Annotated in this window: 12 protein-coding genes and 2 pseudogenes; 6 read left to right on the top strand and 8 right to left on the bottom strand. The window is 66.0% G+C overall.

What is annotated here, in order from left to right:
* Positions 1–199: 199 nt before the first annotated feature.
* From AC1XX3_RS06015 to AC1XX3_RS05990, 6 genes and pseudogenes are all read left to right on the top strand, one after another.
* A pseudogene (locus AC1XX3_RS06015) lies at positions 200–958 on the top strand (sensor histidine kinase); the annotation flags it as partial.
* Between the two features lie 58 nt (positions 959–1,016).
* Entirely contained in the window at positions 1,017–1,664 is a 648-nt protein-coding gene (locus AC1XX3_RS06010; RefSeq protein WP_483320154.1) for a response regulator transcription factor, read from the top strand.
* A gap of 523 nt (positions 1,665–2,187) precedes the next feature.
* Positions 2,188–2,928: a hypothetical protein gene (locus AC1XX3_RS06005; protein WP_483320153.1), complete on the top strand. Its 741-nt coding sequence runs from the start codon at positions 2,188–2,190 to the stop codon at positions 2,926–2,928.
* A gap of 260 nt (positions 2,929–3,188) precedes the next feature.
* A complete protein-coding gene (locus tag AC1XX3_RS06000; RefSeq protein ID WP_483320152.1) occupies positions 3,189–3,806 on the top strand; it encodes an SAF domain-containing protein in 618 nt (205 codons plus the stop codon).
* A gap of 1 nt (position 3,807) precedes the next feature.
* The gene (locus AC1XX3_RS05995) at positions 3,808–4,596 is read left to right on the top strand and encodes a P-loop NTPase family protein (protein WP_483320151.1); all 789 of its coding nucleotides are present in this window, start codon (positions 3,808–3,810) and stop codon (positions 4,594–4,596) included.
* A pseudogene (locus tag AC1XX3_RS05990) lies at positions 4,593–5,705 on the top strand (TadA family conjugal transfer-associated ATPase); the annotation flags it as partial. The gene AC1XX3_RS05995 and the pseudogene AC1XX3_RS05990, both read left to right, overlap by 4 nt.
* A gap of 154 nt (positions 5,706–5,859) precedes the next feature.
* On the opposite strand, the gene AC1XX3_RS05985 reads toward AC1XX3_RS05990, so the two are convergent.
* From AC1XX3_RS05985 to AC1XX3_RS05950, 8 genes are all read right to left on the bottom strand, one after another.
* Positions 5,860–6,432: a GNAT family N-acetyltransferase gene (locus AC1XX3_RS05985; RefSeq protein ID WP_483320150.1), complete on the bottom strand. Its 573-nt coding sequence runs from the start codon at positions 6,430–6,432 to the stop codon at positions 5,860–5,862.
* A 512-nt stretch (positions 6,433–6,944) separates the two neighbouring features.
* Complete coding sequence (locus AC1XX3_RS05980) at positions 6,945–7,814, bottom strand: hypothetical protein (RefSeq protein WP_483320149.1); 870 nt, start codon at positions 7,812–7,814, stop codon at positions 6,945–6,947.
* A gap of 226 nt (positions 7,815–8,040) precedes the next feature.
* Positions 8,041–8,364, bottom strand: a complete 324-nt coding sequence (locus AC1XX3_RS05975; RefSeq protein ID WP_483320148.1) for a hypothetical protein — start codon at positions 8,362–8,364, stop codon at positions 8,041–8,043.
* Positions 8,361–8,636, bottom strand: a complete 276-nt coding sequence (locus AC1XX3_RS05970) for a hypothetical protein (RefSeq protein WP_483320147.1) — start codon at positions 8,634–8,636, stop codon at positions 8,361–8,363. The genes AC1XX3_RS05975 and AC1XX3_RS05970 overlap by 4 nt, the downstream gene beginning before the upstream one ends.
* A 58-nt stretch (positions 8,637–8,694) precedes the next feature.
* On the bottom strand, positions 8,695–9,516 hold the full coding sequence (locus AC1XX3_RS05965) for a phage major capsid protein (protein WP_483320146.1): 822 nt from the start codon (positions 9,514–9,516) through the stop codon (positions 8,695–8,697).
* A 168-nt stretch (positions 9,517–9,684) separates the two neighbouring features.
* The gene (locus tag AC1XX3_RS05960) at positions 9,685–10,194 is read right to left on the bottom strand and encodes a hypothetical protein (RefSeq protein ID WP_483320145.1); all 510 of its coding nucleotides are present in this window, start codon (positions 10,192–10,194) and stop codon (positions 9,685–9,687) included.
* Positions 10,195–10,238: 44 nt separating this feature from the next.
* Complete coding sequence (locus AC1XX3_RS05955; RefSeq protein WP_483320144.1) at positions 10,239–10,709, bottom strand: hypothetical protein; 471 nt, start codon at positions 10,707–10,709, stop codon at positions 10,239–10,241.
* Positions 10,710–10,932: 223 nt separating this feature from the next.
* Positions 10,933–12,939 carry an AAA family ATPase gene (locus AC1XX3_RS05950; protein WP_483320143.1) on the bottom strand — a complete coding sequence of 669 codons (2,007 nt, stop codon included), beginning with the start codon at positions 12,937–12,939 and terminating at the stop codon, positions 10,933–10,935.
* Between the last annotated feature and the right edge of the window lie 13 nt (positions 12,940–12,952).

Genomic DNA, 12,952 nt, shown 5'->3' with positions numbered 1-12,952 from the left:
CGCCCCGATCTCCCTGGCGCCCGCTCGGACAGTCTCGGAGTGGGGGGCGCGGCGGCTGGCCTGGACCAGGGGAGCGCCTTCCAACGCCCGGCCGCACGGGGGACGGCTGCTGGGGCTGCTGGCCATCGAGACGCTGCTCGGGCTGCTGACCGCCAGCGTCTTGGCACTGGTCGTGATCGGATTGGTTGTGGCCGTTGAGATGATCTTCGGCGCCGCGACGGGTCGGGCCGTCGCCATCTTCGACGCGGACCCCGGAGCGGTCACCTGGGCGACGGTAGCGCAATACGCACTGCCCGGCGCGCTCTTGATGTTCCTCGCTCTGTCGGGCCTCGCCGGGATCGCCTGGCTCGACCGCCGAGCGTGGCTCGCCCTGGCCCGGCCCGGGGTCGCAGAACTCACCCAGGAGGTGAGTCGGCTCCACACCACACTTGACGACGTGGTCACCGCCGTGGATGCCGAACGGCGCCGCATCGAAAGGGACATCCACGACGGCGTGCAGCAGCGGGTGGTCGCCCTGTCCATCCTGCTCGCGCGAGCTGAACGGACTCATGATCCGGTGATGCGAGCTGACCTCCAGCAGCGAGCACGCGCCGAGACACAGCAGATCCTCGATGATCTGCGAAGCGTCGCCTGGCGCACATATCCGGCAATGCTCGTGCGGGACGGTCTGCCCGCGGCACTCGAGGCCCTGTGTGACCGCACTCCCGTCCGGATCAATCTCCGGCTCAGCGCAGCGGACCCTGGCGACCGTACCGCCGAGGCTGCCGCCTACTTCGTCGCGAGCGAGGCGGTCACCAACGCAATCAAGCATGCGAATGCCTCACAGATCGACATCGATGTCGACGTCGACCGACCCGGAAGCAACCTCCTGCTCACCGTCCGAGACGACGGAAGCGGTGGTGCGGACCCAGCAGGGTCCGGCCTATCCGGGATCGCTTCCCGGGTCGCGGCACGAGGTGGCCGCCTCACCGTCGACAGCCCTCGAGGCGGGCCGACGACGGTCAGGGCGGTGATTCATGCGGATAGCCCTCGCCGAAGACTCCGCCTTGCTGCGCGAGGGCATCGCCCAGCTCTTGGCCGCCGAAGGGCACACAGTCACGGACGCAGTCAGCAACGCGGAGGAGCTCATCCGGGTCGTCGCGGCCGAGCAGCCCGACCTCGTGATCGTCGACGTGCGGATGCCCCCAGAGTTCGTCGACGAGGGTATCCACGCCGCGCTCCACATACGTCGCGAGTGGCCCAACGTTGCCGTCCTGGTCCTCTCGCAATACGTCGAGCGCCGCCACGCGAGCGAGCTGCTCGACGGACGGGGCGGTGTGGGCTATCTGCTCAAGGACCGCGTCGCCGACATCGCAGGCTTCCTCGACGCCCTCGAGCGGGTCGGGCACGGCGGAACTGCGTTCGATCCTGAGGTCATCCGCCAGCTCTTCGCAGCCAAAAGTGAGCCGGACGGACGCTACGCAGGTCTCACCGAGCGTGAGCGGTCAGTGCTCGAGCTCGTCGCGCAGGGTCGCAGCAACTCCTCGATCGCCGCGCAGCTCTACATCAGTCAGAGTGGAATCGAGAAGCACATCGGCACGATCTTTGAAAAGCTCGACATTCCCCCGGACACGACTTACAACCGCCGCGTCCTCGCGGTCCTTGCCTACCTCGGCAACTGCTAGCTCGCCATTCGCACCGGTCCTTCTGGATGAGGCTGCGACCTTCCTGCAGCAACGGCTGCCAGGTGAGGACCTGATCTACGGTCCCCCGGAAGTCCTCGAGGTCGCGCCGCAGCATCCCGCTGCCCGCCGTCTCGGGTCGGGTGTCCTGCTCGTGGGGTGGTGGATGTTGTCGGGCATTCGCAGCTGGCGATCACCACCGACTTGTGTTCGCACCTGATGTCGACGGCGCTTGGCGAAGCCCCGGCGGCTGTGGACCGGGCCTGAGGCGGATGAAAGTGGGGTTGCTGTCAGAGGCGCCTTGTGAGATGCCTGGATGTGGACCAGATCTGCCGAACGCACCTTGGTCAGGATCTTGGTGACGCACCCGGAGACACTCGAACTCCGAACCTTCTGATCCCGATCGGCGACTGGCGGGGTCGCGCCAGAGCAGCATGGAGACGGACAACACCGGGTGCGCGCCGGACAACACCTTTGACAACACCCGTCGGACATCGTCGACCCATCGAGAGATCGAGGGGGAGAGATGGGCGGCATTCGGCGACAGTGGGCACCCGCGCAGCGGTTTCGGATCGTGGCGCAGCTCAACCGCGAGTGGGACGAGCTGCTGGTCGCGCACCATTGGGGGAGCGTGCACCAGTGGTCGACCCGACATGCGGTTCTGACGGGCTGTGCCAGTCTGACCGATGTGCTGGACGCAGTCCGGCTCGAGCCGGATGCCGCCCTTCTTGCTCTTCTGTTCGAGTGCGCTCGAGGTGACGAGCTCGCCGGCCGCGTCGTGCTGCAGACCATGCTCGGCAAAATCGTCCGGATGGCGGCCCGGGACCGGGCGGCCGGCTGCGACGAGTACGTGGCCGCTCTCTGGTGCCGAATCCGGACATACCCGGTGTCGACGCGACCACACCGGGTGGCTGCCAACCTTGCCCTTGACACCTTGAAGGCGGTCAAGCGTGAGTCACCTCTGACGGCCCACGGTGCAGTCTTGATGCCGGTCGACTCGACGTTCGAGCGCATCTACCAGCAGTCAGTGAACCGGCACGGCGGAGGCGTCGACATCACGGCGGACCAGGTCATCGCTGCGGCGCGACAGCTGCGGCTCATCGACGACTCGACCGAAGCCGTGCTCACCAGCGTCTATGCGGAGGGAATGCGAGGTCGAGATGCTGCGGTCCGCCACCAGCTCAAGCCTGAGCTGTTGAGATATCGCTGCAGTCGAGCACTCCGACGACTGGCGCGCCATGCCGACGAGCTGGCCGACATCGCCTGACGGGGCGGGATTGATTTGGACCCAATCGAAGTAACTGACGCATCTATTACAACAGAGGCACCAATTTCGTACCGCCACGCCGGTGAGCCCTGACACATCGATGGACTATGTCTTACGATTCCGGCCAAGTTCCCGCCTCGTCGTTGCCTCGGGAGAGAGTCACATTGACCGCGACTGAATCGCCAGTGGCCCGCACACGATCTGCCATGGCGCGCGGCTTGAAGCCGCCACGACCGACGTCGCGGGCGACAACGCCGAGCATGCCGGAACCGCCGATCCGCGGTCGGCGGAATCCCAAGTGGGTGGCGCTCGGAGTGATGGCCCTCTGCCTGGGGGCGCTCGGCGCCTTCTTCCTCTACAACGAGGTGTCCACGTCCCAATCCGTCGTTGCGGTCTCGTCCACCGTCTATCGCGGTTCGGTGATCGAGGAGGGGGATCTGCGGGCCGTGACGGTGGGGTCCACCACCGGCGTGACCACGGTCCCGGCCGAGCAGCTGGACTCACTCGTCGGGCAGCGAGCCACCGTTGACCTGATGGCGGGAAGTCTGCTGCCCGCCGGGGCGGTCGGTCCCGTCTCGATCCCGGAGGTCAGGCGGGCGATCGTGGGGATCAAGCTGGTGACCGGACGGGCGCCCACCGGCCATCTGGCTCCGGGGAGCCCGGTCCGCCTCGTCGCTGTTCCGCCGGAGGGAGCCGAACCGGGGTTCGAGGACAGCTTCACCAACCTCGCGGTTGTGGCCAAGGTGGTGGACGCCGCTCCGGATCCCGACGGTCTTTCGGTGCTGCTCAACGTGGACGTGACCGCTGACCAGGCAGCTGTGGTGGCGACGCTGTCAGCGCAAGGTCGCATCGCCGTAGTTCGCGACGCGGAGCGCTGACATGGGAGTTGTGGTCCTGACCTCTGCCGCGGGTTCGCCCGGCGTGACGACGACCGGCATCGGACTCGCCCTGTCGTGGCCCCGGGCGGCGTTGCTCGTCGACGCAGATCCCAATGCCCCCCAGGCCGTGCTCGCCGGCTATCTGCAGGGTCGAAGCCGGACCGGCAAGGGATTGCTCCGGGTCGCGGAGGCGCATCGCGACCGTCGCTCACTGGACGAGGTGGTGATCGACCAGTCGATCGAGCTCACGTCAGACAGCGAGCACCGGCGGCTCTTCTTACCAGGGTTCTCCCGACCGGGGAGTGCGGCGCTCTTCTCGACCGCGTGGCGCGACCTGGCCGAAACCCTGTCCCGCCTCGAGGAAGTCGAGATCGACGTGATCATCGACGCCGGTCGCCTCGGAGCGATCGGCCTGCCGACTGCTCTGCTGGAGCGCAGCGGTGTTGTGGCGATGCTGACGCGCACCAGCTTGCGTGCGGTGGCGGCCACCCGGATGCACCTGCCCACGTTGGTCGAGCAGTGCGCCTCGACCGGTGCCGAGACGGCCGCTGGACTGGTCACGCTGGGCGAGGGTCGGCCCTACAGCGGACGTGAGATCTCCAGCCTGCTCGGCGTACCCCTGCTTGGCTCGCTCGCCGACGACCCGGCGAACGCGAGCTGTCTATCGGACGGATCGCCGCGGAGCCGCAAGTTCGGCGCGAGCCGATTCGTGCGGTCCATCGACGATCTCGCCCACGAGCTTTATCGGCACCTGAGGCGCGCGCAGGACCGGGTGGGGAGCAGGCGATGACCGATCTGTCGGATACCGATCTGCGAGACGTCCCCCTTTTCGAGGAGGACACCGAGGTGACCGCACCGACGAGAGCGCTGGCGCCCTCGCCCTTCGGGGTGTTCAAGGCTGCAGACATCGCGCACCGGGATGCGCTCGCGGCCGAGGACGTCGACTGGGCGCAGGTCGTGACCCTGCGCAAGGACGCGTCGGCCAAGATCGCCGACGAAACGCAGGCCTATGTCACGGAGACCGGACGGCCGATGCCAGCCGACGACAGGCTGCTGATGGGCCGAGCTGCCATCCGTAGAGTCGTCGCCGACCACGTCCGAGCGCTGCACCGCAACGGCTCAGCGCTGTGGTCGACCGACACCGAGTTGGCCTATGTCGCGGCGGTGGAGCACGCGGTGTTCGGCTATGGCCGGCTGCAGCCACTCTTCGACATCCCAGCCGCCGAAAATATCGAGATCCACGGCTGGGACTCGGTGGTGGTCCAGTACGGAGACGGTCGTCGGGAGACGCTGCCGCCGGTGGCTGACAGCGATGAGGAGCTCGTCGAAGCGATCAGGTTCCTCGGTGAGAACGCGACCCCCAGTCGCCCGTTCGACGACACCCACCCCACCATGACCCTCGCGCTCGGCGACCGGTTCCGGCTGCACGCCATCGGCTTCGGGTTGTCATACCGGCCCAGCATCGTGATCCGCCAACACATCCTCACCGATGTCAGTCTGGCCGATCTGGCCGACGGGGGACTGATGCCGTACGAGATAGCGCAGTTCCTCGATGCGGCGGTGCTGGCGCGCAAGTCCATGGTGATCTCCGGCGACCAAGGTGCCGGCAAGACCACCTTGCTCCGAGCGCTGATCAACGCGATCCCCGGCAACGAACGGTTCGGCACGCTGGAGACCGACTATGAGCTGATGACCCACCTCCAGTCGGGGCGGAACAACATTCTTGCCCTGCAGGCCCGGGCCGGTCATGGCGAACGGGAGGCCGGCCGGCCGCTCGGGGAGTTCACCGTCGCCGACCTGATGCCGGAGGCTCTGCGCCAGAACCTGTCCAGGCTGGTCGTCGGCGAGGTGCGTGGCGGCGAGGCGGCGGCGATGTTCGAGGCGATGCAGGCGGGCGCGAGGGTAGGGGAATTATACGGTCAACCCTAGATCGCCCCAGTATCTAGGCGGACCGCGACAGTTGACAGACCGGTTATGCTCAGCGGGCGTTTTGGGAATACAGGCTTTGTCCCGCTGAGCATAACCGGTCTGTCAACTGTCGCGGTCCGCTGCGCTACCTACTGGTGTCCCCAGGCCATTCGGCTCGCCACAGGTCCAACACCACTTGATCATCAATATGCGCGACTCCGTTGGAGTCGTAGTCGAGGTCGGGTTCGACGTACTTCTGGAACCCAAAGCTGGACATCAAGCGTACGGAGGGCTCGTTTCGAGGGTCAATGCGGCACTCGATGGTCACTGATTGCTCGGCTTGCTCATCGGCACGCACTCCGATACGTCGGATTATCTCACGCATCACGAGCCGCCCTGCACCCCTGCCCCGTGCTCGGAGTTCGACTGCTAACACGCCGATGTAGGCATAGTCGCCGTCTTGCTGGAAGTGACCGGCGGCGACTATGCCGTTAGCGTCCTCTGCTAGCACTACAAAATCCGGGGGACGTGGGGGGATCGGAAGATCCGCGCGGACATAGGCTTGGGCATCGAGTTCCCACTCTCGACTGTGCCGGCTCAGGTGGTACGGCCAAGTGCGCTTCTCGGGTGCACAACAGGTGAAAGCCTTGAGTCGCTCGCGATCAGTTCGTTTCGGCTCTACCCATCGCAGTTCGTAGGCGGCAGCAGTGGAACTCACTCAGGGATACGGACGGCGGGCGGCTTAGGCAGTCGCCTAGATGCGTCGCGGCGGTCCGCGAAGGACCGATCGAGTCCGGTCTTGCGCTTGTAACTGTCGCTCCGGCGGGCGTCATCATTCGAGATGGGCGCAGGGGAGAAGCTGCGGCGCTTGCCGAGATCGGCTCGCCGCGGTGAGGGCGATGCGGAGTAAGCGTGCGACATCTTCGGAAGCCTCCTGGCTGAGTGCGGTAGTCCCCAAGCTCGACTACTGATGTCTAGTACATCATTCTAGGGCACTCTGTTGCCAATTCGTTACCAACACGTGACCCGAAACCCGATCCCACACTGAGTCCGGGTGTCCGGCCGGTCGCACCACACCGCCTGGACGGTGGGTGTTGCGCAGGAACGGCACCTCAAAGGCTCGAGAGGGGTGCGCCGCCCTTCGATCCGATCCGCCCCAAGGCTAGCGTGATCGGTGTCGTTGACGCATCCCCCAGGAAACCAGCCCAGTGGTGACATGCGCCAGGGGAGTCAGCTTGTTGTGGCGGCTCTTCGGCTCAGCGCTCCGGAGTCGAACCAGTCCACCAAGGTGGCTGCCAACGTGACGGCGGCGCGGGCTTCCTCATGGGTGACGTCGGAGTAGTTGGGACTCCCATGCCGGTCGCGGTGCCCGGACCACAGAATCCGGATGAGTGCCATTACGGTCTCAGGACCTGGGGCGGAAGCCGCCTCCCGGAGGGGCAATCGCCAATCGCCGTCCGCCTTCATCTGCCCAAGCACCGTGCCAAGTGTTGCGGACGTGTTCTTCGGTTGCACTGCGGTGATGGCCGCAATTTCGACTGCGCGCACGGCATCTGCATAGGCCGCACTGTCGTTCGGTTCGAGACCGTGAACATGCGCCCACGCTCGGGCCAACACCGTCCCCGCAGATCCAGCGCTACCAATCACGGACTCGACTACGTCTTGAACACCTGCGGGCACTCGCTCGACCAGTCCGGCTCGGCCTAGGCGGTCGCCGACAGTCCACTTCGACCGCCCGCTAGCGAGGACGTCCTCGAGTTGCCTCACCGGTCCGGCGCCTTTGAACTTGATCCAGTAGCCGACCACGTAGTCGACCAGGGACAGCAATTCTAGGTCGGGTAGGCGCCGGAGGGCTCCGGCAAGAAGGGAAGCCGTTGTGGTCGATGTTGAAGTCACACCTATGCCCACAGACGTGACTCTCTGAATTTCGAGGCAGCGACCATTGTGGGCCCAACTTCCGTCCAGCAAGTATGGACAAAGCCAACCGACCACTGACTCCTTTAGCCACGGCGGCAAGTCAGATACCAGCACTGCGTAGTCAGCCTGCTGTTGTTCAGTCAATCCGAACGGCACCCAGTCCTCAGCCACAACCTGGATCATGCCAGATTAGCCTGTCGCCGCGAGTAATGGTGCCCTTCTCTAGTCGCGGGGAGGACCTACAGCCCGGATTGGGTCACACCTCGGTGTTCCGCAAAGTGACATCTCGGTGTTCCGCAAATAGAAGAGCCAGTGCCGGGACTGGCTTCCTGACCCTGACGCTGAGGGGGTTGCCCCCTGGTACCTCGGGGTCTCCCGGTCAGCGGAAGGGCCAACGGAGGGCTCGTCGTCACCAGTCTCGGCTGTGCTCGATCACGCCTTTGCTCGGGATGGGGTTCCTGAGCTGGAGCCGTCGTCCCTCTGCGGAGTTGCAGCCGCGATGCGCTGGACCCTTGATGTCGTCGATCAGATCGCCGCCCTCACTAAGTGGCGGCTGATGCTCGACTGTCCAGTACGCGGGCGAGTTGCTCTCCGACGTCGGCAGGTCCACATCGATCGGGCCACCACAGATGCAGCAGACGTTGCCTGCGGGGCTCCGCTTCATGTCCGCGCACAGCCGCCGGTACTTGGAACCGAGCGCGCTGCGATAGTGGTTTGGTCGCGTCGTGGTCATGGCCGGGTCCACCCTCCGATAGTGCGATGCCGGTACCCAGGTCGAAACGTGACCTCGGTGGTCTCGCCGTTGAGCGTCAGCCCAGCCGCCTCAACCAGCGCGCGTTCGGCGGCGGTGACGGGTCGGGCGAACTGGCTGCGCCCGGGGTGGCGCTTGTCGTGGTCGGCGGCCTGGGTGGCGTCCTCTGCGGCACGGGTGGTGCAGTCGTTGGTGTGCCGGTAGACCCAGTTGTACAGCCGGGTCCCGCCACACTCGGGGCATTGAGCGTCCATCACATCTCCTGTCGGGGGAGGGTGAGGCCGGGCCTGTCATTGACCCGGCCTCAACGCCTCAGGCTGCGGCGACCTTGACGATTGCGGCGGCCTGGGGGAACCCGAACCCGATCCGCATGGTGCCTCGCACCGCGACCCGGTCGGAGGTGAAGTACACCGACTTGTCCGCCTCGATCCGGGCGTCCTGACGGATCACCAGGTAAGCGCGGGACTTGGGGATGCCCCAGATCACCCCGGCCGGAACTGCGGGGGTGACCAGCAGCGGCCGGCCCTCGATGATCCGCCGCGCGGGCTGGGTCGGGTCAACCGCGAACAGCGACTCGTTGGAGCCGTCGGCCTTCCGCAACTTCGCCAGCACACGGGCGGTGCTGGAACCGGCGACCCAGTAGTCGATGTCGGTGCCCAGGTCCTGGGCCACACCGACCGCGTCGACGAACACGTCGGTGTCGACGAACTCGCCTTCGACCAGGCCGGTGGTGAGCGACCCCAGCCCGGCCTGGGCCGGTCCGGTGAGGTTGCCGAAGTACGCCAAGTCGACCTTGCGGGCGAGGTCGCGCGCGAGCCCGGCCCCAACCTCTTCGATGGCCGACGGGTCAGAGTCCTCGGCCAGTTCGGTCGTGACGGCGGTGAGCCCGGCCAACTTCGATGGGGTGACGATCAGCTCGTCGAACGCGGCGTCGGAGGGGGTGATTTCCTGTCCCTCTGCGACCCACTCGGCGTTCGGGTCGTCGGTGACCATCGGGATCCGGTACGACTTGGATCCGATGACCTTGACGGTGGACACCTGCGCCGCGATCGAGGCGGCCTGAATCGGCAGGATCAGCAGGTCGTTGACCTGTTCCGGAGTCAGGATCGACTTGGCGTTGGTTGTGGTGAGCATGTTGGTTCGTCCGTCCTGGCGCAACCTGGCGGGTGGTGGTTGTTGCGACCTGGAGTCACGGACTCAACAGGGCGGTTGCCCTCGGGGCTGGCGGTGGGCCGGTGTCCGCGCCTGGCGAACGATCCGTGCCCACCACCAGGAAAACACCCCGAGGTTACCCGGGGCCAATCAGGCAGATTTGATCACGTCCGCCATGGTGGCCTTGCGGCTGACGGGTGAACCTACGGCTCCGATCCCGACTTCGCGTGCCGACGCCATCCTCGGCGCCAGGTACGGGCGGGCTTCGATGGCGAGGCCACACACCTGCTTGACCTTGGCCGGGTCGACGTTGCCGTCGTCGTCGAGGCACTCGCCCAGTTCGGCCCCGCTGATCCACAGGGCATCTCCGGCGACCAGGTGCTCGGCGGCGAGCCGCTCGACCTCGGCCCGCTGCAGGGTCTCCAGTCGGGTCCGCAGCCCGTCGCGTTCCGCTTCGGCCTCGCGGAGTTGGCGGCGGTACTTCGCGGCTTCCTTGTTGCCCTTGGTGTCGCCCTGGTCGTCGGTGGGCTCGGTCGGCTCGTCGTGACCTTCGCCGGTCCCGGGCGCTTCGGTGTCGGGGGTGACTGTCTCAGTCGCTCCGGTGGGCTGCTCCTGGGCGGACGTTGCCGTGCCGGGCGCTGCTGCAATGTTCTCGGTCATTTTTGTTCCTGTCTGTTGGGTGTTCGGTGGGTTCGGGTCGGTGGTCATCGCTGCTTCTCCCACAGGGTCGTTCCAACTTCCGCGAGGGCGTCGAGCGCCTTATCTCGGTCGCTGCTGTACCGGTCCAGGACCAGCGCCAGGGTGAGTCCGAGTGCGGTCGTCATCTGCGGCGGTCGGCAGGTCCGCATCACGGCCTGGACGTGCAAGAGGTCGCCATCGCCTAGTGCTCTGGTTAGCTCGAGCGCGTCTTTGTGATCCTGGGCTGTGACGCCAGCCGTGACTGGGCCGGACGGCAGCGTCCACCAGGAACAGAACGGCTTGCCCGGGAGGGATCCGGTCTGGATTTCCACACCCAGTCGACTTCGGGCGTAATCGACTGTGCGTGGCGAGAAGCCCTCGGCGGTCGCCGCTGCCTTGCATTCGGACGACAACGCTGTCCGGTCCGGCTGGCTGCCGAGATACGCGGCGAGCCAGTCCACAGCCTGCTCGGTCTTGGTGCGAATCTTCATGATCATCTTCCATTCTCGGTTCGTGGGTCTGGCTGGTGGTTGAGGGTGTAGTCGGGTAGATCACGTCCTGGGGGGCTGAGCCAGTCGAGCCGATTGAGCCAGTCGAGCCGATCGTTTCGACGGGAGAGAGAGGGTTTTATATACCTCCCCTTCTGCTCCGACTGGCTCAGTCGGCTCAGGCGGCTCAGTCGGCTCACGTCTCCAGGACGGACTGAGCCGACTGGGCTGATCACGGTGACTCGTCGGTTAGTGGCGGCTGCGACGGGCGGTTGGTCAGGTACCAGTACGACTTCCGGGGGAACCCGCCAGATTCCCAGGCAAGGTTCCACTGCGCGCCCTTGTCGAGGACCCGCTTCAGGGTGGATTCGGAGTGGCCTTCCTTGCGCCCGGCGCGCTTGGCGTCAACAGAGGCCGCACGACCATCGGGCTGCGTCGCGAGCCAATCCACCAGCCATTCCGCCGCTTCCTTGGTGGCGGAGTGTTCGCCGGAGTCGGCTCGTTGGCGCATCGACTCACCGATGCTGATATTCACCTCGTCGCCCCACACCATCTGGCTAGTGGTGGCCGTCTCTCCATCGCCAGTCTGGAACTGGTAGGTGCCGATGGTGAACGACAAGGTCGGCAGTGCGGTCGTCCCGAGGTTGTTCTTCGGGGTCCCGAAGAACCGCCGGGTGTCTGTCTCGTCGTCAGGGTCGGGGACGACCGTGTGGACTGACCGTGCAACTGCGGTGAAGGCCTTGGATCCCATCACCAGTTGCAGCGGGTCGGTGCTGCCGGACTTGTTGTGGTGCATCAAGCCCAGCACCGCGAGCCCGGATCGATCCGCCAGCGCCACAAGAGGCTCCAAGGCGTGTCGCACCTCGGCGTCCTTGTGGCTGTCGATCTTGATATCCAGGCGGCTCATCAGCGGGTCGAGCAGCAGTAGGGCTGCGTCGGTCTCACGGGCGGCTTCCTCAACAGCGTCCAGGTCGCGGGGGAGGGAGAGACCGATGTGGATTCCGTCGGCTTCTACCTCGACTCTGTAGACCCGCGCCAGGTCGGCGTTTGCCGCCATCAGCCGGGGGACGATGGTGTGCTCCCAAGAATCCTCACTGGCGCACACCAGTACGGCCTTCGGCTTGCGGCTGAACTCCCCAGGCAGTTGCCCGCGCGTCACTTGACCAGCGAGCCAGTACGTCAGCGTGGACTTGCCAAGACCCTCCCTGCCAGCCAGCAGCCCGAGCGTTCCGAGCGCCAGCCTGCCGTCCCACAGCCACCGGACCCGGCGCGGAGTGATGTCCGACGCGGGAGTGAGGATCAATCTGGGTCCGGCTTCGACGCTGGGGCGGGTTGTCCCAGAGGCAGACACCTTGGTCCAGCTGCGGGCGAACTCCTCAGAAAGCCGCTGACCACTCCCGAACTTGTCGACAGTCGCCGGGTGCGTGGCCACAACCTGTACCGCTTGTTCTCGTGTCAGACCGGCGTCGTGACAAGCCGCGACGAGTCCGTAGGTGCGGGCACTTCGGTCCCCATCCGACCTGTCGAACGCTGCCTGCACGCTCGCGGGCAACGGCTGCCGAGTCGCGCTGACCGCTGGGGCGGAGTGGTGGCGCTCGACCTCAGGTTTCGTAGTCAGGTCGACCCCGAGCCGGGCGGCGAGGCGGTCGGCTGGCCACACTACCCCGCTCGGCTCGACAAGGTAGTCGACGTACGTTGGCGTACCGCCCCGTACCGCCGACTTGTGGTTGAACGTGCACGGCGGTCGAAGGACGTCGTTGTCCAAGTACTTCTCAGCACCACCGAGGTAGTTACCGAGTGCCCGGTTGAGCCGCTCCAACGCCTCCTGGGTGACTGGCTCGTCCAGGTTCAGGTAGACGTGGCCGTTGCCAGGGCTGCCGGATCCGACAGCCCACCCGTCGATGGCTCTGACCAGTTCGAGGTCCAGGTGTCCATGATCAACATCTGCATGTAGCAGACGGCGTACGACGGCATCTCCTTTGGCACGGCGCTGGCTTTTCATTACGTACGGGCACAGGTAGGCGTCGAACGGGTGGTTGGTCAGGTCAGCGGTCAGTTGCGCCCGCTGATCGGGCCACTTGTACGCTCGTGGCTCCCACTGGCTGTGTTGGTAGGTCTCACGGTCGCCGGGGCCGGTGCGCAGTTTCGGTAGGTGACCGAGGGCGGCGTGTGCCCAACCCTTGGTGTCGGAGAGAGTCAGGTCGAGGTAGCGCTGCAGCGGTTCGTGCAGTCGCTCCAAGAACTCGCTGTTG

The sequence above is a fragment of the Microlunatus sp. M237 genome (genome assembly GCF_056896895.1).
The sequence above is the reverse complement of the archived record's forward strand: the minus strand, read 5'-3'. Positions and strand labels throughout refer to the sequence as shown.